12 protein-coding genes are annotated in these 20712 nt (G+C 75.6%); 10 read left to right on the forward strand and 2 right to left on the reverse strand.

Annotation, left to right across the window (positions count from 1 at the left end; all coding sequences use genetic code 11):
• Window positions 1-315 precede the first annotated feature (315 nt).
• Window positions 316-1905, reverse strand: a complete 1590-nt coding sequence (locus tag E0L36_RS09015) for a PP2C family protein-serine/threonine phosphatase (protein ID WP_180928293.1) — start codon at window positions 1903-1905, stop codon at window positions 316-318.
• A gap of 286 nt (window positions 1906-2191) precedes the next feature.
• On the opposite strand from E0L36_RS09015, the gene E0L36_RS09020 reads away from it, so the two are divergent.
• The 6 genes from E0L36_RS09020 to E0L36_RS09045 all read left to right on the forward strand — a co-directional run bounded on the left by E0L36_RS09020 (window position 2192) and on the right by E0L36_RS09045 (window position 15673).
• On the forward strand, window positions 2192-3655 hold the full coding sequence (locus E0L36_RS09020; RefSeq protein WP_180928294.1) for a HEAT repeat domain-containing protein: 1464 nt from the start codon (window positions 2192-2194) through the stop codon (window positions 3653-3655).
• Window positions 3656-3737: 82 nt separating this feature from the next.
• Complete coding sequence (locus E0L36_RS09025; protein ID WP_180928295.1) at window positions 3738-7349, forward strand: hydantoinase B/oxoprolinase family protein; 3612 nt, start codon at window positions 3738-3740, stop codon at window positions 7347-7349.
• 191 nt (window positions 7350-7540) lie between these two features.
• On the forward strand, window positions 7541-7918 hold the full coding sequence (locus tag E0L36_RS09030) for a nuclear transport factor 2 family protein (RefSeq protein ID WP_180928296.1): 378 nt from the start codon (window positions 7541-7543) through the stop codon (window positions 7916-7918).
• Window positions 7919-8303: 385 nt separating this feature from the next.
• Window positions 8304-9845, forward strand: a complete 1542-nt coding sequence (locus E0L36_RS09035) for a hypothetical protein (protein ID WP_180928297.1) — start codon at window positions 8304-8306, stop codon at window positions 9843-9845.
• 193 nt (window positions 9846-10038) lie between these two features.
• Window positions 10039-10923 (forward strand): hypothetical protein, encoded by an 885-nt coding sequence (locus E0L36_RS09040; RefSeq protein WP_180928688.1) that lies wholly within the window; start codon window positions 10039-10041, stop codon window positions 10921-10923.
• 49 nt (window positions 10924-10972) lie between these two features.
• Window positions 10973-15673, forward strand: a complete 4701-nt coding sequence (locus E0L36_RS09045; protein WP_180928298.1) for a hypothetical protein — start codon at window positions 10973-10975, stop codon at window positions 15671-15673.
• 249 nt (window positions 15674-15922) lie between these two features.
• Here the strand turns inward: E0L36_RS09045 and E0L36_RS09050 are convergent, their stop codons facing one another.
• On the reverse strand, window positions 15923-16234 hold the full coding sequence (locus E0L36_RS09050; protein WP_180928299.1) for a hypothetical protein: 312 nt from the start codon (window positions 16232-16234) through the stop codon (window positions 15923-15925).
• Between the two features lie 240 nt (window positions 16235-16474).
• Between E0L36_RS09050 and E0L36_RS09055 the strand changes: the two genes are divergently transcribed.
• The 4 genes from E0L36_RS09055 to E0L36_RS09070 are packed head-to-tail and all read left to right on the forward strand — an operon-like array spanning window position 16475 to window position 20668.
• Window positions 16475-19138, forward strand: a complete 2664-nt coding sequence (locus E0L36_RS09055; protein WP_180928300.1) for a nitrate- and nitrite sensing domain-containing protein — start codon at window positions 16475-16477, stop codon at window positions 19136-19138.
• Window positions 19135-19581: a roadblock/LC7 domain-containing protein gene (locus E0L36_RS09060; protein WP_180928301.1), complete on the forward strand. Its 447-nt coding sequence runs from the start codon at window positions 19135-19137 to the stop codon at window positions 19579-19581. Before E0L36_RS09055 ends, E0L36_RS09060 begins: the two co-directional genes overlap by 4 nt.
• A gap of 27 nt (window positions 19582-19608) precedes the next feature.
• A complete protein-coding gene (locus E0L36_RS09065; protein ID WP_180928302.1) occupies window positions 19609-20043 on the forward strand; it encodes a DUF742 domain-containing protein in 435 nt (144 codons plus the stop codon).
• Complete coding sequence (locus tag E0L36_RS09070; RefSeq protein ID WP_180928303.1) at window positions 20024-20668, forward strand: ATP/GTP-binding protein; 645 nt, start codon at window positions 20024-20026, stop codon at window positions 20666-20668. The genes E0L36_RS09065 and E0L36_RS09070 overlap by 20 nt, the downstream gene beginning before the upstream one ends.
• Window positions 20669-20712: the final 44 nt, after the last annotated feature.

The following is a 20712-nucleotide window of genomic DNA, read 5'->3' on the forward strand; positions in this document are numbered from 1 at the left end:
TCCTCCACGCGGGTGCTCCGGTGCTGGCGGAGGCCAGCAGTCCGCGGGCTCCGCTGGCCTCCGTCGTGGACATGGCTGACGGGCGTCAGCGCCGCTGGCCGCCCGTGGCCCGGGCCGCTCCGGGGCGCGGCTCCCGGAGGGGCCCTGCCGTTCACCGCGTGTCAACTCGCCTCCCTCGCACATGGGCTGGCGAACCCCGCCGTGGAGCACGGTTGTTCGTGGACCGCCCTCGGACACACGCGGTTGACGCACCATCAGGCGCGTCGGCATCGCCGGCCGGGCCGTCGACCTGACCCCCAGGCTGCTCTGTTCCGCTCAGGCGGTGACGCGGGCCACCAGGACGCAGGCGTCGTCCTCGCGCTCCCGGTCGCCGAACTCCTCGGCGACCACCCGGACACACTCCTGTGCGGTGCGCGCCGTCGCGAACCGCCCGGCGAGCCCCAGCAGCCGCTCCGCGCCGCCCGGCGGATCCTCCGTGGTGGTCCCCGGAGCGGAGCCGGGCCCGCGCGGTGCGAGTCCGTCGGTGTGCAGCACCAACAGGTCCCCGGGGGCGAGCCGTTCGGTGTGCTGGCCGTACTCGGCGCCGGAGGCGACGCCGAGCAGCACGCCCTCCGGGGGCTCCAGCACGCGGCCCGTCCCGTTCCGGAACAGCAGCGGCGGAGGATGCCCGGCCTGCGCCCAGACGAGGCTTCGCGCACCGGGTTCGTACCGGCAGCACACCGCGCTGCCCAGCGCGGGCTGTGCGGCCGCGTCGAGCAGCTGGTTGAGGTGGCCCATCAGCTGGCCCGGCGCCACCCCGGCGATGGCCATCCCGCGGACCGCGCCGAGCAGCATGGCCATGCCCGAGGTGGCCGCTGCGCCGTGGCCCGTGAGGTCACCGGCGGTGAGCAGGGTGGCGCCGTCCGGGAGGGCCAGCGCGTCGTACCAGTCGCCGCCGATCAGGGCGCTGGTGGCGGACGGCAGGTAGTGCGAGGCGAGTTCGAGCGCGCCCGTGCCCCGGCGCGCGCCGGGCGGGAGCTGGACCGGCCCACGCCAGGGGGGCAGTACCGCCTCGTGCAGCTCGACCGCGAGCCGCCGCTCGGCCCGCGCGAGGTGCCGTTCACGCTGGAGGCGGTCGTGGCTCTCCCGGAGGACGTACTCACCGCGGCGCAGATCGCTGACGTCCCGCACCACGGCCCACATGGAGGCGGTGCGGCCGCCGCCGTCCAGCACCGGCTCGCCCACCAGGTGCACCGTCCGCACCGAACCGCCCGGGCGGATGACGCGGAACTCCCGGTCGACGGGCCTGCCGTCGACCAGGCAGTCGGTGAAGGCGGCGGCCAGCCCCGGCCGGTCGGCGTCCGGAACCCAGGAGGGCAGTTCGTCGAGCGAGAGCGGCCCGTCGGACACCGCCCGGCCGAAGATCCGGTACAGCTCCTCGGACCAGCTCACCTCGTCGGTCAGCAGGTTCCACTCGGCACTGCCCGCGCGGCCGCCCGGTACGCCGCCCGGCTCCGTCCCGTCCGGAGAGGCGGCCCCGGAGCGCCCGGCGGTGGCCGCCGGGAACTCCTCCAGGCACGCGGCGCCTTCCGCGCCCGGGTACCCCGGGGCGCCCGCGCTCCCGGTGCCCCCGGCTCCCGGGTATCCGGGGTACTCCGGTGCGCCGGGGGCCGGTTCGGCGGGCGCGAGCCCCTCCCGGAGCTGTCTCAGATGGTTCCCGAGGTCGTCCAGCTGGTGGACGGCGAGGTCGCACAGGGCACGCCGCCAGCGCTGCTGGGCGTCCGGCGGGCCGTCCGCCCGCTCGGTGCCCGCGTCCGCGCGCACCGCGTCCACACCGCCGCGCAACCGGTGGGCCTGGGAGATGAGCGCGTCCACCGCGCCCCGCTCGGGCGGCGGGACGTGGTCCGCATGGAGGTGGGGTGGCATATCGACTCCGATACGGGGTGAGGGCCGTCTACGACTGTTGCACAGCCCGCCACGGACCGTAAGGGATTCCACGACACCCGATGCGGTGGTGCGCCCGGCATATACCGTTGGCCGCCCGGCGCGGGGAGGGTCACGCTCCAGCTCGCCGGGGCGGGGCGCCCCCACGTACCCTGCCCGGGCTGGACCGGGCCGACCCGGGGGGAGTAGAACCGCACCCACCGGCAAGAATGCCGGTCAACGGAAATCCCGTTGCCAGCCGAATACCCCGCACCGGATGCTGACTCTTATGCACGTCGATTCCGTCGATTCAGACATAGCGCCCAGCGGAACCCTGCTCGGCCTCCTCCAGCGAGGCCGTGGCGACGGGACGCTGCACGCCCTCGCGGCGCCGCGCGCCGAAGCGCTGCACGCGCTGTGGCGGTGCGTGCTGCGCGACCCGCGTTCCGACTGGCACATCGAGCACCGCTCGCTGTACTACGCCCGGCTGCACGCGGAACTCGACGCCGGTCTCGACACCCTCGCCGACCACCTCTTCCACCCGGACGACCAGCTCGCCGCGGAACGCGCCGAGCACCGCACCGGACTGGCCCTCTCGGTGCTCGGCCACCTCGCCTCCTACGGCGACGACGGCGCCCTGGTCCTGCTGCGCCGGTACGCGGCCACCGGTGCCAACTGGCAGTGGGCGCTGGACGAACTCGCCGTGCGGGACGAGGACGCCGCGCTGCGCCTCCTCGGCCCCGCCGTGCTCGCCCGCTTCCCGCAAACCCCCCGGGGCGACGCGGAGCTGGCCGCCGCCTCCCGGGACGCCTTCGAGCCGCGCCCCTGGCGGCTGTGGGCCGAGGACCCGGCCCGTCCCGCGCAGGCCGAACGCCTCCGACGGGTGAGCGAGCAGCGCTCCTTCGACCGCTGGCAGCGGCAGTTGAACACCGGCCCGCGCCCCGGCTGGAGCGTCCGGGAGGTGCTGGACTGGGCCCAGGAGGACGCCGAACAGCGCCCCGGCCCGTCCCGCGAGGCCGCCGCCGCCCGCTGCCTGCTGGCCGTAGCCGGGCCCGAGGACCGCCCGGCGCTGCTGGCCGCCGCGGCCGGTGCGGAGCCGGGCGGCCCGATCAGGCGCGCCGTCGCGCTGCGTCACCTCGCCGAGGTCGGCGACCGGGCCGCGCCCGACCTCATCGAACTGGCCGCCGCCGACCCCCGGCCCACCGTCGCGGAGTCCGCGCTGGCCGCCTTCGCGCGGATGCGCGGGGACGCCGCCGTGTGCCGGGCGCGGGAGTGGGCGGCGGCGCCGGAGGGCGCCCTGCCCGAGGGCCTCGCGGCGGCGGCGGGTGAGATGCTCGCCTGCCGCGGCGGCGAGCGGGACGCCACCGCGGTGCTCGCCGCGCTGCGCCGCACCGTGCGGGTGGCCGGGGCGGACAGCCCCGCGCTCTGGCCGCTGGTGGACGGTGCCGGGCGGCTCGCCGTCCGCGCCGCCGCCCCGGTGCTGCGGCACGTCTACCGCGAGACCGCCTCCTCGGAGCTGCGCGGCCGGACGGCCCGGGCGCTCGCCGTCACCGACCCGTCCTTCGCCGCCGGGTTCGCCGTCGAGTGCCTGTGGGACTGCGAGGAGTCCACCCGGGAACTCGCCGCCCAGTACGCGGCCACCGGGGACGACCGCGTCGTGGAGCGGCTGCGGCGGCTGGCCGCCGACCCGGCCGAGGAGGCCGGGGTGCGGGGCGCGGTGCGGGGCAGGCTGAGTCCCGGTCCCGGCCGCTGAGCGAGCCGGGACCACCGGCGCCCGCCCCCGACGGCGGGCTGGCACGGCGGCGGGGCCGGGGTGGAGCTGGCACGATGGCGCCATGAGTGGGCGCTGGGAATTCTGGATCGACCGGGGCGGCACCTTCACCGACGTGGTGGGCAAGCGGCCCGACGGACGGCTCGTCACCGCCAAACTGCTCTCCCACGACCCGGACCGCTACCGGGACGCCGCCGTCGAGGGCATCCGCCGGATGCTGGAGGTGCCGCCCGGCGAACCGGTCCCCGCCGACCGCGTCGACGCGGTGAAGATGGGCACCACCGTCGCCACCAACGCCCTGCTGGAGCGGCAGGGCGAGCCCACCGTGCTGGTGATCACGGAGGGGTTCGGGGACGCGCTGCGCATCGCCTACCAGAACCGGCCGCGCATCTTCGACCGGCACATCGTGCTGCCGGAGGCGCTGTACGAGCGGGTCATCGAGGTGCCGGAGCGGCTCGACGCGGACGGGCGGGTGGTCTCGCCGCTCGACGCGGAGACCACCCGGCGCGCGCTGGCCGCCGCCCACGCCGACGGGTTCCGCAGCGCCGCCGTGGTGCTGCTGCACGGCTACCGCAACCCCGCGCACGAGCGGGAGATCGCCGAACTGGCCCGCGACACCGGCTTCACGCAGGTCAGTTGCGCGCACGAGGTCAGCCCGCTGATCAAGCTGGTGCCGCGCGGCGACACCACCGTGCTGGACGCCTACCTCTCCCCGGTGCTGCGCCGCTACGTCGACCAGGTGGCCGACGAACTGCACGGGGTGCGGCTGATGTTCATGCAGTCCAACGGCGGGCTGCGGGAGGCCGGGAGCTTCCGGGGCAAGGACGCGGTGCTCTCCGGACCGGCCGGGGGCGTCGTCGGGATGGCGCGCGCCTGCGCGGAGGTGGGGCACGAACGGGTCATCGGCTTCGACATGGGCGGCACCTCGACGGACGTCTCGCACTACGCGGGCGGCCTGGAGCGGGTGTTCGGCACCGAGGTCGCGGGGGTGCGGACCCGTGCGCCGATGATGGACATCCACACCGTCGCGGCGGGCGGCGGCTCACTCCTGCGCTTCGACGGCAGCCGCTACCGGGTGGGGCCCGGGTCGGCGGGCGCGGTCCCGGGACCCGCCTGCTACCGGCGGGGCGGCCCGCTGACCGTCACCGACGCCAACGTGATGCTCGGGCGGATCCAGCCCGCGCACTTCCCCCGGGTCTTCGGCCCGGACGCGGACCAGCCGCTGGACGCGGAGGTGGTGCGCGAGGGCTTCGCGCGGCTCGCGGAGGAGACCGCCGACGGCCGGAGCCCGGAGGAGGTCGCCGCGGGCTTCCTGGAGATCGCGGTGCTCAACATGGCGAACGCGGTGAAGAAGATCTCCGTGCAGCGCGGCCACGACGTCACCCGGTACGCGCTGGCCTGCTTCGGCGGCGCGGGCGGACAGCACGCCTGCGCCGTCGCCGACGCGCTCGGCGTCGACACCGTGGTGGTGCCCCCGCTGGCCGGGGTGCTCTCCGCCTACGGGATCGGCGTGGCCGACGCTACCGCCCTGCGGGAGCGGTCCGTGGAACGCGAACTCACCGAGGAGGCGCTGGGCGAGGTGCGGGAGACCTGCGCCCAGCTCGCCGAGCGCACCCGCGCGGAACTGCGCGCCGACGGCATCCCGGACACCGCCGTCACCACCGAGGCGCGCCTCCAGCTGCGGTACGCGGGCACCGACGCGCCGCTCACCGTCCCGCTGGGCGAACGCGCCGCGATGGTCGCGGAGTTCGAGCGCGAGCACCGGGCGCGGTACGGCTTCGTGATGGACAAGCCGCTGGTCGTCGCCACCGCCGTCGCGGAGGCCACCGGCGCGGCGGGTCCGCACGCGGCCCTCACCACCCCGGAGGCGGAGTCCGGCGGGGGCGGAACCCGCCGGGCGGACCGGCGGGCGGCGGGCGAGACCGTGCGGATGTACGCGGCGGGGGAGTGGCGGGACACCGCGCTGTACCAGCGGACCGCCCTGCGCCCCGGCGACGCGGTGCGCGGACCGGCGGTCATCGCCGAGGACGACGCCACCACCGTCGTCGACCCAGGCTGGGAGGCGGAGGCCGACCCGCGCGGCCACCTGCTGCTGCGCCGCGCCACCCCCCGCGCCGCCTCGGTGGCGGTGGGTACCGAGGCGGACCCGGTCCGCCTGGAGGTCTTCAACAACCTCTTCATGGCCATCGCCGAACAGATGGGCGTGCGGCTGGAGAACACCGCGCACTCCGTCAACATCAAGGAGCGGCTGGACTTCTCCTGCGCCCTCTTCGACCACGAGGGCAACCTCATCTCCAACGCCCCCCACATGCCGGTGCACCTGGGGTCGATGGGCGACTCCATCAAGGAGGTGCTGCGGCGCAACCCGGACGGACCGCGCCCCGGGGACGTCCACGCCATCAACGACCCGTACCACGGCGGCACCCACCTGCCGGACGTCACCGTGGTCACCCCGGTGTTCGGCGCCTCGGACGAGCTGCTGTTCCTGGTGGCCAGCCGCGGGCACCACGCGGAGATCGGCGGCCTCACCCCCGGCTCGATGCCCGCCTTCAGCCGGACGGTGCACGAGGAGGGCATCCTCTTCGACAACTGGCCGCTGGTGCGCGACGGCCGGTTCCGCGAGGCGGAGACCCGGGAGCTGCTCACCTCCGGCCCCTACCCCTCCCGTGCCCCGGACGCCAACCTGGCCGACCTGCGGGCGCAGATCGCCGCCAACGAGAAGGGCATCGCCGAAGTCCAGCGCATGATCGAGCAGTTCGGGCTGGACGTCGTCCAGGCGTACATGCGGCACGTACGGGACAACGCCGAGGAGTCGGTGCGCCGCACCATCGCCGTGCTGGACGACGGCGAGTTCCGCTACGAGACCGACCGGGGTGCCGTCATCCGGCTCAAGGTGACGGTCGACCGCGAACGCCGGGGCGCCGTCCTGGACTTCGCGGGCACCTCGGAGCAGCAGGACGACAACTTCAACGCGCCCCGTTCGGTGGTGACCGCCGCGGTGCTGTACGTCTTCCGCACCCTGGTCGCCGACGACATCCCGCTCAACAGCGGCTGCCTGGTGCCGCTGGAGGTGCGGGTTCCGGAGGGGTCGATGCTGTCCCCCGCGTACCCGGCGGCGACCGTCGCGGGAAACGTGGAGACCTCACAGGCCGTCACCGGCACGCTCTACGCCGCCCTGGGCGTGCAGGCGGAGGGGATCGGCACCACCAACAACGTCACCTTCGGTAACGCCACCTCCCAGTACTACGAGACGGTCGCCAGTGGGGCGGGGGCGGGCCCGGACTTCGACGGGGCGAGCGCCGTGCAGACGCACATGACCAACTCCCGGCTGACCGACCCCGAGGTGCTGGAACAGCGCTACCCGGTGCGGGTGGACGACTTCCGGGTCCGAACCGGCAGCGGCGGAGGCGGGCGGCACCACGGCGGCGACGGCGTGGAGCGCCGCATCCGCTTCCTGGAGCCCATGACGCTGTCCCTGCTCACCAGCCACCGCCGCGTCGCCCCGTACGGCATGGCCGGAGGCGAGCCGGGGGCGCTGGGCGTCAACGGGGTGGTGCGGGCCGACGGGCGGTGGGAGCCGCTGGGGGGCTGTGACGTGGCGGAGGTGGCGGCGGGGGATGTGCTGGTGGTGGCAACCCCCGGCGGGGGTGGCTATGGCCGCCGGGGAGATGGCTAGGTGTGGGGGTGGCTATGGCCGCCGGGGAGATGGCTAGGTGTGGGGGTGGCTATGGCCGCCGGGGGGATGGCTAGGTGCGGGGGCGGCTATGGCCGCCGGGGGGGGGCTGGTGCTGTGACGGGGATGGTTCACCGTGACCGGAAGGCGGCTCGCGGGACAAGCACCCGCGAAACGGCTGGTATTACTGGGGCATGCAGGAAGAGACCGCACGCTCCGCGATCGACACGTTCATCTCCGCGTTCAACGCCTCGCACGACGTCTATGTGACCGCCCTGCTCTCCCAGGCCCTGACCTCAGACGTGGTCTTCTGGGGACCGTTGGGCCGCAGTGAGGGAATCGCGGCGGTGGAGCGGTTCGTGCTGGACATCCGGCGCCACCCGGCCGGGACCGGCACGATGGTGCGCTGCTCAGCGGTGGACATGCCGGACGAGTGGGCCCGTTACCAGTGGGTCTTCACCACGCCGGACGGAGGCCCCCGCCTGGCGGGAACGGACGTCGTCCATCTGCGACGGAGCCTCATCGACCAGGTCATCGTCTTCGCGGGGGAGATCGAGCCGTCAGCCTCCTGAGTCAACTGTCGCTGTCCTTCTCCTGAACCGCACTTCGGCGCTCGGGGAACCGCGGTTCGCGGTTGGTCAGGCCGCGGGTCGGGGGGCGTCCGCTCCAGCGGGTGCCCATGTCGCCGCGGACGCGGGCGCGTTCCTCGCGTTGGGGCGGTGAGCGCTCGGGATGGCGGGCGTTGGTGTCGCGCCGGCGCGGGTGGTGGTGCGGTGCCCGGATGCGCGCGGGCTGGGTGCGGGTGTGGCGGTGGGGTGCCAGAGGGCCCCTCGGGGTGGGCCGGGTGCTGGCCGGGGCCGGTCAACCGGTGGGTGGGGTACGGGTGTTGGGCGGCGCGGCGGCGTCCGCCTTGCGGCGCTTCGTCCGGTGTCGGCCCCAGCGCTTACCCTGTCCGACGTGACTGAGCACGCCACCTCGCTCCCCGCCCCGTCCCGCGCCACGGGCCACCCCGTCCCACCCGCCCCCGGCCCGGCGGCGGACGAGGGGCTGGCCCGCCGCCTGCGCGCGCTGGCCTGTACCGCGCCCCTGCACGACCTCGACGCCCGCAAGGCCAACCTCGCGGGCGAGTACGGCGTCTACGCGATGGCCGAGGTCGCCCTCGCCGCCATCGACCTCGTCACGCTCCAGATGGACTTCGACACCGGAGCCGACCACGAGCAGGTCGTCAGCAGACTCCTGCCGCGCGTCGCGGCCCAGGCGCCGGAGCGCCCGGCGGCCGAACACGAGCGGGTGGCGCGCTGGGTGCTGGAGTGCCTGCTCAACGTCGGCAGCGTGGACCGCGGTTTCCGCGCGGTGTACGGCACCTTCGACCCGGACGGCTCCTACGTGCGGCGGGACTACGACTTCAAGCTCATCGAGGAGGTGCCGGGGCCCGGCGGCAACGTCTGGCTGCGGACCACCGACGAGGCGGTCAACGTGCTCGTCGGCGCCCTCGACACGGACGTCACCAGCGCCCAGATCGCCGCTGAGGTCAAGCTGGACGTGCTGGTCAGCCGGGGCCGCCTCGCCGACGCCCAACTCGCCGCCGAGCAGGCCAGGTACCGCACCGTCCAGTACGCGGAGACGCTGCGCCGCACCCTGGAGGCCACCCGGCGGAACGTTCGCGCGGTCGACTGGCTGCACACCGTCCCCGATATGATCACCGAGGCCCTGGACCACGTCGCCGACCGCTACCGACACGAGAACGCCATCCTCACCAACATCCGCCGCGCCCGGGACGAGGCCGCGACCGAACGCGGACCGGAGCACAAGCGCCGCGCCGCCGAACTCGTCGACATCGTGCGGGACTGCATCCGTCGCCACACCCAGCTCCAGTCCCGGCTGCTGGAGGCGGGCCCGCTGTTCCGCGCCGAGCAGGACCGGCAGGCGTTCGCGCCCAGCACCGAACGTGCCGGGCTCGACCTCCACGGGCAGCTGCTCGCCCCGTTGCTGCCGCTGCCGCTGGAGTCGGCGAGCCGGGTCACCGACGCCTTCTTCGCCAGCGGGGCCGGGATGCGCACCCCCGCCGCCGTCCGGCTGGCCGACCTGACGGAGCTGCTGCTCACCCCGCCCGCGCCCCGCGAGCACCTGGGCGCCGAGCTGCCCGAGCCCGACCTGGTGGCCACGCCGGACGAACGCCGGTTCAGCGAGGAGCAGCTGGAGTCGGCGATGGAGCTGCTCGACCTCCCGGCCGACGCCCCCCGGCGGCTCTCCGGCCTGCTGGCCGAGGCGCGCCGCCGGGAGGACTCCGACCTCGCCTACCTGGTGCTGCTGCTGGCGGTGCACGCCGCCAGCCCGCCGGTGGGCACCGCCTACCGCCAGGGGGACGGCCAGCTGCTGTTCGCCGTGGACGACGGAACCCCCCTGCGTGACCCGGAGTTCGGCGGCGCCGACCTCATCGTCGGCACCGCGCTGCTGGACGCCGCCGCGATGGCCGCCGACCGCACCGAGGCCGCGTGACCCCCGCCCTTGCCCGTGCCCCCGTCGTCATCCCCGCCACCGGCCGGTGGCCCTCCGTCCCCGGGCCGCCCCGGCCCGTCCCGCACGCGGGCCCGTCCCGTTCGTGTCCCCACCCCACCCGAGGAGCTGACCAGTGACTGACCAGGGCGCGCGGCCCGGCCCGCAGGAGGAGCCGGTGCCCGGCGGCGACCGCCTGGACCCGGCCGCGTTTCCGCCCGCCGGGGCGGCGCCGGACACCACCGACACCTCCCGCGCTCCCGTCACCCCGGCCGACGCGGCGGACGCCGCCCGGCTGGTCTCCTTCGGGCTGCACCCGAAGCTCGCCCCTGGCCGGGACGCCGACTACACGGCCCTGCTCCGCCGCTACCGCGACGAACCCCCCTTCGCGCGGCTCGCGGACGCGGTCGCCAGTGGTCTGGGCCTGGTGGTGCTGGAGGTCTCGGCCCGCGCCGGGATGGCGGTCGCCGCCGCCGAGGACTCGGTCTTCGCGGTCCGGATGGGCGACTACTCCCGCCGCGCGTCGGCCGACTCGGCCGACCGTTTCCTGCACGGTCTGGCCCACCTGGCGTCCGCCGCGCTCGCCTTCCCCCGCCCCGCCGACCTCGCCGACGACGGCTACGTCGGCCGGATCTCGGTCAACGGCGTCGACACCTTCGTCCGGCAGGCCTGCCGGAGGCTGGAGGAGCGGGCCGAGGAGGCGGGCGAGAACACCGACCCGGCCACCGACGCCCCCGGGCTGGAGGCCGCCTGGCGGGTGTACGCGCGCCGTGGCGCCACCGGGGCCACCAAGGACGCGCGGCGGCTGTCCGGTTCCACCACCGGCATCGTCGCCAAGGCGCTCGCCTTCCTGGCCGACTCCGGCTTCCTCCAGCGCACCGGGGACGACGCGGGCGGCACCTACCGCACCACCGCCCGCTACCAGCTCCAGGTACGCGACATGGCGGGCGGCGCCGCGCTGACCGAACTGTCCGCCCTGGGCGTGGTGCCGGTCACCGACGGCTGCGCCACGCTGCTGCCGCCCGGCGAGGAGGAGGCGCTGGAGGCGGTGCCCGGCGCCGGTCTCCCCTTCCACTCCTGACCACCCCCGCCCCGCCCGTCCCGCCGACCGTCCTCACGAGAGCCCCCGCATGTACGAGCTGTCCCGGATCCGCCTCTACTCCATCGGCCCGGCAGGCGCCCGGTACGCCGACACCGTGCTCGACCTGCGCGGCGTCGGGGGGCCGGTGCCCGAACCCGCCCCCACCCAGGGGGACTTCTTCGAGGAGGAGCCGAGCGGCCCGCCGAACCGGCCCGCTCCGGCCGGGGTGCTGTTCCTGGAGAACGGCGGCGGAAAGTCGGTCCTGCTCAAGCTGATCTTCTCGGTGATGCTGCCCGGGCACCGCAACACCCTCGGCGGCGCCAGCTCCGGCGTGCTGCGCAAGTTCCTGCTGGCCGACGACTGCGGTCACGTGGCCCTGGAGTGGCAGCACACCCGCACCGGCGAGACCGTCGTGGTGGGCAAGGTCAGCGAGTGGCGCGGACGGCAGGTGTCCGGCGACCCCCGCAAGTTCGCCGAGGGCTGGTACGCCTTCCGCCCCGGCCCCGGCATGACCCTGGACTCGCTGCCGGTGGCCGAGTCCACCGCCCTCCGCCCCACCGCCGAGGGTGTCTCCGGGGCGCGGGGCAGGCGCCGCACGATGAAGGGCTTCCGGGACGTCCTCACCGAGACCGGCCGCGCCTACCCCAACCTCGACGTCGTCTGGGAGGAGGTGCACGAGCGGTGGAACGAGCGGCTGACCGCCCTCGGACTCGACCCCGAACTCTTCCGGTACCAGCGGGAGATGAACGCCGACGAGGGAGAGGCCGCCGGGCTCTTCGCGGTCCGCAACGACTCCGACTTCACCGACCTGCTGCTGCGCGCCGTCACCGACACCCGGGACACCGACGGCCTCGCCGACCTCGTCCACGGCTTCGCGCACAAGCTCGGCCGCCGCGCCGAACTCACCGCCGAGCGCGACTTCACCGCGGCCTCCCTCGACCTGCTGCACCGGATCGTCGAGGCCACCGAACGGCGCACCCGCGCCCGGGAGATCCACGGCGCCGCCGAGGGCCGCGCCCGCGCCCTCGCCCGGCGGCTCGCAGCCCGGGGCGCCGCGGAACGCGAACGCGTCGCGGAGCTGGCCGAGGGCGTCGCGACCGCGGCCGCCACCGTCGCGCGGGCCACCGACGCCCGGACCGGCGCCAGCCGCGTCGCCGCCGAACTCGCCTACCGCCACGCCTCCCTGGCGCTGGCCGACGCCGAACAGGCCGCCGCCGCGCGGAAGCGGGAGCTGACCGAGGCGCGCACCCTGCACACCGCGTGGCAGGCGGCGGAGACCGTCCTGGCGCACCGGGCCGCCGCCGACCGCGCCGCCCAGGCCGCCACCGCCATCCGCGCGGCGGAGCGGGACGCCGCGCCCGCGCTCGCCGCCCGCGGCGAGGCGGCGGCCGACCTGGTGCGCGCCCTGCACCGGGCCGCCTCGGAGAGCGAACGTGTCGCCAGCGAGGGCGAGGAGCGCTCGGCGGTGCTCCAGGCCGAGAGCGAACGCGCGCACCAGGCCGCCACCGCCGCCGCCACCGAGGCCCAGCGGGCCCGCAGCGAGGGGGAGCATCTGCGGCAGCGGCTGGACGAGGTCGAGCGGGAGACCGCGGAGGCCGTCCGGGCGGGCTGGATCGACGCCCCCGGCGACGGCGGCGCCGAGACCGACCCCGCGCGCGCCGCGCTCGCCGCGGGCGACGCGGAGCGGACCGCCGCCACCGCGCTGGACGCCGCCCGGACCGCGGCCCGGCAGGCGACCGAGCGGGCGCAGGAGACCGGCGCCGAGCACACCGCCGCCGAACTCGCCGCCGCCCGTGCGGCGGACGCCGCCACCGCCGCCCGCTCCGCCCACGACGCGGAGCGCCGCGCCGCCGAGGCGCTGGCCGCCGAGGGGCGCGTCGCGGAACTCCTCGGGCTGGACGCCCCCGGCCCGGCGGACGCGGGACCGTCCGCCGAACTGCTCGACCGCGAGGCCGAGTCGCTCCGCGAACTGCTGGACGAGGCCGTGGCCACCGCCGAGCGGCGGCTGTTCGAGCTGCGCACCGACGCGGCCGAGGACTCCCGGATGCTCGGCGCCCTCGGGGACGGCGGACTGCTGCCCCCCGGCCCCGACGTGCTCGCCACCGTCGACCTCCTCGGCGAGCACGGCGTGCCCGCGCTGCCCGGCTGGCGGTACCTCGCGCAGGCCGTCGACCCGGCCGACCACGCCCGGGTGCTCGCCGCCCGCCCCGAACTCGTCGACGGCGTGGTCATCACCGACCCGGACAGCCACGCGCGCGCCCGGGAGGTGCTCGCCGCCGCCGCGTTGCTGCCGCGCTCCGCCGTCGCCGTGGGCACCGCCGCCGCGCTGCTGGCCCCGGTGCCCACCACCGACGCCGGGCGGACGGACGAGGTCTTCCTCGTCCCGCCCAACCCCGCCATGCACGACGAGGGCGCCGCCGACGAGGAACGGCGCCAACTACGCACCCGCGCCGCCGACCGCGACACCGAGATCCGCGCCCTGGCCGCCCGGCTCTCCGCCGACCGGGCGCTCGCGGCCCGGCTCGCCTCCTGGCGCACCGGCTGCCCCGAGGGGCGGCTGACCGAACTGGCCGAGGCCGCGGGCGCCGCGGAGGCCGCCGCCGAGGTCGCCGGGCAGCGGCTCGCTGCCGCGACCGTGGCCCGCGAGGAGGCCGAACGGGCGGCCGCCGAGGCGCAGTCGGCCCGCGAGGACGGGCAGCGGCGCGCGGATCGGGCCAGCCGCGCGGCGGACGCGCTGGCCGGGCTGGCGTTCCGGCTGCGGGAGCGCGGCACCTGGATCAGCCGCCGCCGCGAGCTGGAGGGGGAGGCGGAGACCGCCCAGGAGCGCGCCGCCACCCTGGTCGAGCGGGCCCGCGCCGCCGACGAGGACCGCCGGGCCGCCCAGCGGGCCGCCGACGACGCGCGGCGCACCGCCCGCGCGCTGCGCGCCGAACGCGCCGAGATCGCCGGAGTGCCCGACGGCCTCGACCCGGAGGCCGAACCGCCCGGCGCCGCCCTGCCCGAGCTGCGCGCCGCCTACCGCACCGCCTCCGAGATGTACGAGAAGGCCGGGGTCGGCGCGGACCTCCGCGCGGAACAGGCCCGCGCCGAGGGGGACGCCTCGGCGGCGCTCGCCACGCTCGACCGGCTCAGCAACCGGGTCCGTAACCGCGCCGCCCAGCTGCTGGACAGCGCCGAGGGCGCGGACGGCCCGTCCCGGCAGGCCGCCGCCGCCCGCGCCGAAGCCCTCGTCCAGCAACTGGAGTCGCGGGCCTCGGCCGTCAGCGAGCAGCTGGGGCGACTGCGCGGCGAGGCCGAACGGCTGGCGCCCGAGCAGGGCGAGGCCCACACCGACCTCCCCGGGGAGCTGCTGCCCACCGACGCCGGGCACGCCCAGACCCTGCTGCGCTCCGCCACCACCACGCTCGCCGAACGCCGCGACGAGGTCGAGGCCGCCCGGGCCGCACACGAGGAACTGGGCCACGCCCACCGGGCGGCGGAGCGCGCGGCGAGCGACTTCGAGGACACCGCGGCGCTCCTCGGCGACCTGCTGCGGGAGCCCGCCGCACCGGGCTCCGGCGAGGACCCCGGGACACCCGAGCCGTACCCCGGGGATCCGGCGGCGGCCCGGCAGGCGGCGGCGGAGGCCCGCCGGGCGCTGCGCGGCTGCGCCGCCGATCTGGGCGCGGCCGAGGCCGCCGTCCGGGAGGCGTCCGACGTCCTGGTGCGGCAGGCCAACGCCACCCGCTACGAGAGCGTGCGCACCCCGGCGCGGCAGCAGATCCGGGAGCTTCCGGCGGCGGCGCTCCCCGAGCACGCCGCCGCCTGGGCCCAGGCGTTCGAGCCGCGACTGCGGGTGCTGAGCGACGAGTTGGAGCAGTTGGAGCGGAACCGCGACAGCATCGTGGACCGGCTGCGCGGCCTGGTCGAGACCTCGCTGACCACGCTGCGCTCCGCGCAGCGGCTCTCCCGGCTGCCGGAGGGCCTGGGGGAGTGGTCGGGGCAGGAGTTCCTGCGCATCCGCTTCACCGACCCGGACCAGGCCACCCTCACCGAGAACCTGGGAGAGGTGATCGACGAGGCCACCCGCTCCGCCCTGCGGAAGAACTCCGACCTGCGCCGGGACGGGATGTCGCTGCTGCTGCGCGGGGTGCACGCGGCGCTGCGTCCCCGTGGGGTGAGCGTGGAGATCCTCAAGCCGGACGCGGTGCTGCGCGCCGAGCGGGTCCCCGTCGGGCAGATGGGCGACGTCTTCTCCGGGGGGCAGCTGCTCACCGCGGCCATCGCCCTCTACTGCACGATGGCCGCGCTGCGCAGCAACGAGCGGGGCCACGACGAGCACCGGCACGCGGGAACCCTGTTCCTCGACAACCCCATCGGACGGGCCAACGCCACCTACCTGCTGGAGCTGCAACGCGCGGTGGCGGACGCGCTGGGCGTCCAGCTGCTGTACACCACCGGCCTGTTCGACACCACGGCGCTGGCCGAGTTCCCGCTGGTGATCCGGTTGCGGAACGACGCGGACCTGCGCGCCGGGCTGAAGTACATCAGCGTCGAGGAGCACCTGCGCCCCGGGCTGCCGTCCCCGGCAGACGGCACGGAGGCGGAGGGCACGCGCGGGGAGATCACCGCGACCCGGGTGTTCCGCCGTACCGATCCGCGCCCCGGGAACGCTCCCGAGCCGGTCACCGGCTCCGGCCCGGGCCCGGGGCCGGAGGGGACGCTGCCCGCCCCCCGGGACACCCCGGCCATCGCCCCGGACGTTCCCTGACGGCCCGGCGATCACCGGCCGTTCGGCGGGCGGCGGGTCAACCGGTGCTGGACGCTGGCGCGTTCACCGCGTCCGGTCGCGCCCCGCACCGTCGCGTTCGCCGGGGCGGGGCCGTCAACCGGCGCCGTGTGGGCGACCGTTGACAGTCCGGAAGGCAACCGGAAGGCAACCGGAAAGGGCCCACCCGGCGGGGAGTCGTGGGTGGACGGCGGCGAGGGGGAGGCGTGCGCGGGGTGCCGGGGGTGCGCGTCACCCGTCGCGCTCCCCGGCCGAGGGGGGCTCCCCGCGACGGCCCCGCCGCCGCCGGGCCACGCTGCTGGGCTGGGACACCACCCCGTACCGCTGCACCCACACCTGCCGGGTGACCCAGACGTCCAGCACCCCCCAGGTAGCGGCGATGGTCGCCGCGACGGTGACGAGCACCATCGGGAACGCGAGCCAGACACCGGCGAACGAGCACAGCACCGCCACCATCAACAGGACCAGGGTCAGCGCCACGAGGATCACCGCGCGCACCGCGGCCGAACGCACCGGATCGGGCAGTCGGGGTTTGGCGTACATGACTTCTTCACTCCCCCTTCACCAGCCAGTGTGCACCCACCGTTCCACGGGCGTGGCCTGCGCGACAATCGGGGTCCCGGGCGGGGCATCGACGGACAACTCAGGATGAGGCACCCTGGACGGCCAGTTCCCAGCGCGGGCACGTATACGAGTGCCCGTTCCGCAGTAGTAGGCTCGCGCCGTTTGTAGTTCAAGTACGCCTCCGGACGCCGGGGTTGACGTGTTGACGTAGGGGAGGCCATGCGCTTTCGCGGGAAGTCCATCCGCCGGAAGATCGTGGTGCTGCTGTTGGTGCCGCTGGTCTCCCTGGTGTCCATCTGGGTTTTCGCGACCTACCTCACCGTCCGGGACGCGCAGCAGCTCATCGGCGTCACCAACGTCGCGGAGAAGGTCGGCAACCCCACCGAGGACGCGGTGGAGGCACTTCAGCGCGAACGCCGCCTGATCATGGTCTACCTGGCCGAACCCCGCCGCTCGGACGCGCTCAGCAGACTCCACCGGCAGCAGCGGGCCACCGACGAGTCCGTCACCAAGGTGCGGGAGCACGGCACCGACGGCGGAGTGCGCTCCGACCTCACCAGCACCGCCCGCGATCAGCTCGACGCCCTCCTCGACGGCATCTCCGGGCTGGACGGACTGCGGAGCAAGGTCGAGGACACCACCATCACCAAGACCGAGGCGTTCAAGGCGTACAACGACCTCGTCGACCCCGGTCACGAGTTCCTCGCCGCGCTGCACGGCCTCAACGACGTCGAACTGGAGAAGCAGGGCCGCGCCTACGCCGGGCTCTCCCGGGCCCGCGAGTACCTCTCCCGGGAGGACGCGCTGATGGCGGCGTCGCTCACCGCGGGCCAGATGACCCGCGCGGACCTGCGCTCCTTCTCGGACCGGGTGGCCGAGCGCAAGACCGCGTACGACATCAACCTCCAGGTGCTGCCCGCCGAGGACCGGCAGATCTACGAGACGTACTGGGAGGGGACGGAGGCCCGCACCCTCACCGACTACGAGAACGACATCATCACCTCCGGCCCGAGCGGCGCGCTGCGCACCGTCGACCAGAGGCGCTGGGACAGCGCGGCCGGCACGGTCCTCCGCGACCTGGACCGGCTGCGTGCCGAGTCCGGCAAGCGGTACGAGGAACGGGTGGCGCCCGAGGCCACCAATGTGCTGATCCGCGCGGGGACCGCCGGGGTGCTGGGCCTGCTGGCCGTGCTCGGCTCGATCTTCGTGTCGTTCCGGGTCGGCCGGAGCCTCATCCGCGACCTGGGCACCCTCCGCAAGGAGGCGCACGAGGCCGCCGGGGTGCGGCTGCCCAACGTCATGCGGCGGCTGGCCTCCGGCGACGAGGTGGACGTCGAGACCGAGGCCCCGCGCCTGGAGTATCCGAAGAACGAGATGGGGCAGGTCGGCCAGGCGGTCAACACGCTCCAGCGGGCGGCGGTCGAGGCGGCCGTCAAGCAGGCCGACATGCGGCGCGGCGTCTCGGACGTCTTCGTCAACCTCGCCCGCCGCAACCAGGTCCTGCTCCACCGTCAGCTCACCCTGCTCGACACCATGGAGCGCCGCACCGAGGACGAGGACGAACTGGCCGACCTCTTCCGGCTCGACCACCTCACCACCAGGATGCGGCGGCACGCCGAGGGCCTGGTCATCCTCTCCGGGGCGGCGCCCTCCCGGCAGTGGCGCAAGCCCGTCCAGCTGATGGACGTGGTGCGGGCCGCCGTCGCCGAGGTCGAGGACTACGAGCGGATCGAGGTGCGGCGGCTGCCGCGGCTCGCGGTGGACGGCGGCGCGGTGGCCGACCTCACCCACCTCATCGCCGAACTCCTGGAGAACGCCACGGTGTTCTCCCCGCCACACACCGCCGTCCAGGTACTCGGGGAACGCGTGGTGAACGGGTTCACCCTGGAGATCCACGACCGGGGACTCGGCATGGCCCCCGAAGCGCTCCTCGACGCCAACCTGCGGCTCGCCGAGACACCGGAGTTCGAGCTCTCCGACACCGACCGGCTGGGGCTGTTCGTCGTCTCCCGGCTCGCCCAGCGGCAGGGCGTGCGGGTCTCGCTCCAGACCTCGCCGTACGGCGGCACCACCGCCGTGGTGCTCATCCCCGGCTCCATCCTCACCGAGACCCAGGACGACGGGGACCGGGCGATGGAGCCCGGGGACACCGGCACCCACGCCACCCTCGGCAAGGGCCCAGGACGCCAGGACGCCCGCGGCGAGGCGCCCGTGCTGGAGCGCCGCGCGCCCGAGCGGCGCGCGCTGGACGGCCCGGTGGAGCTGGAGGCGCCGCTCGGGGAGGCGGACGCGCCGCGCCCCGCGGCGCGGACGGAGAGCCGTGGCCGGGAGGACGAGCGCGGACCAGCGCGCCGCCCCGCCCCGGCACGCGGCGCCGGCCCGGCGCCGGAGCAGCACCAGCAGGCCACCGACGAGGAGGAGTCGGCGCGGCCCGCCCCCCTGCCCCGCCGTCCGGTCAGCACCCCGGTGCTCGTCGCGGACCACGGGCGTCCGGTGGACGGCCAGAACGGCCGCCGCGGACCCCGTCCGGTGCCGGACACCACCGACTCCGCCCCGCCGGAGGGCGGGCCCGGAGCCGATCCGGCCGCGACGGCCGGAGGGGCGGCCCGGGCGACCGGGGGGACGGTGGGCGGACTGCCGCGCCGGGTCCGGCAGGCGAGCCTGGCACCGCAGCTGCGGACGGAGACCTCCGAGACGCCCGCCACCGGCGGGAGTCCGGCCGGGCGGCAGGAGGCGTCCGAACGGGACGCGGACGAGGTGCGCAGCCGTATGGCCTCGCTCCAGCGCGGATGGCAGCGCGGACGGCGGGAGAACCCGGCACCGCGCGGAGAACCAACGGGTGACTCAGCACCAGGAACAACTCCGGAGGGGGACGGTCGATGACCGCACAGAAAGCCGACGCCCACAGCAGCTCGTCCACCGGTGAGCTGAACTGGCTGCTCGACGAGCTGGTGGGACGGGTCGGCAGCATCCGCAAGGCGCTGGTCCTCTCGGGCGACGGCCTTCCCCGGGGCGCCTCGGAGGGCCTCACCAGAGAGGACGGTGAGCATCTCGCGGCCGTCGCCTCCGGGTTCCACAGCCTCGCCAAGGGGGTGGGACGGCACTTCGAGGCGGGCAGCGTGCGGCAGACGGTCGTGGAGCTGGACGACGCCTTCCTGTTCGTCACCGCCGCGGGCGACGGCAGCTGCCTCGCCGTGCTGGCGGACGCCGACTCGGACGTCGGCCAGATCGCCTACGAGATGACGCTCCTGGTCAAGCGGGTGGGCGCGCATCTGAGCACCGCACCCCGGGCCGATGTGGCAGGTGGCAGGGCGGGTGGAAACTGACGGGTTACGGGACCGACGGGGCGCGCCATGACCGATCGCTGGTTCGACGACGCGGCGGGCCCGGTGGTGCGTCCGTACGCGATGACGCGGGGCCGTACGCGGGGCAGCGTCTCCACGCGGCAACTCGACCTGATCGCGGTCGTGGTGGCCGACCCTCCACGGGGCGTCCGGGGTGCCTCCCCGGGCGTCCCGGCGCCGGACCCGGCGGCGGAGATCGCCGACGTGCTCGCCGACCGCACGCTCGCCCCGGAGCACGTGGAGATCGTCAGACTGTGCCGCCGGGGGCCCCTGACGGTGGCCGAGCTGGCCGCCGAACTCGGGCTGCCCATCGGGGTGGTGCGGGTCTTCATCGGTGACCTCATGGACACGGAGCTGGTCCGTGTCAGCCGTCCTGTCCCGCCGGCCGAACTGCCGGACGAGAGCATCCTCAGAGAGGTGATCAATGGTCTTCGGGCGCTCTAAGCGTGGTGGTGGTGGGCGGCCCGCCGAGCCCGTCACGTTGAAGATCCTGGTGGCGGGCGGCTTCGGGGTCGGCAAGACGACCCTGGTCGGCGCGGTGAGTGAGATCAAGCCGCTGCGGACGGAGGAGACCCTCTCCGAGGCCGGGCGGCCGGTCGACGACACGGCGGGGGTGGAGACCAAGTCGACGACCACCGTCGCGATGGACTTCGGCCGGATCACCATCAACGAGAACCTGGTGCTGTACCTGTTCGGCACCCCCGGCCAGGACCGGTTCTGGTTCCTCTGGGACGAGCTGGCCCAGGGCGCGCTCGGCGCGGTGGTGCTCGCCGACACCCGGCGGCTGGAGGACAGCTTCGCCGCCGTCGACTACTTCGAGCGCCGTGGCATCCCCTTCACCGTCGCGGTCAACTGCTTCGACGGCGCCGACCGCTTCCCCCTGGAGACGGTGCGCGAGGCGCTGGACCTGGAGGACGCGGTACCCGTGGTGCTGTGTGACGCGCGGCAGCGCGAGTCCGCCCGGGACGTACTGGTGTCCGTCGTGGAGCACGCGATGCGGGTGGCGAGCCAGACGCAGGGCTCCGAGAGCGGCGCGGCGGCCGGGGAACGGGCGCACGCCACCACCTGAGCCGGGCCCGCCGCCGGAACCCGGCCGCCGTGCCGCCCGGCGCC

Source organism: Streptomyces sp. AJS327, assembly GCF_013450295.1.
GTDB lineage: Bacteria > Actinomycetota > Actinomycetes > Streptomycetales > Streptomycetaceae > Streptomyces.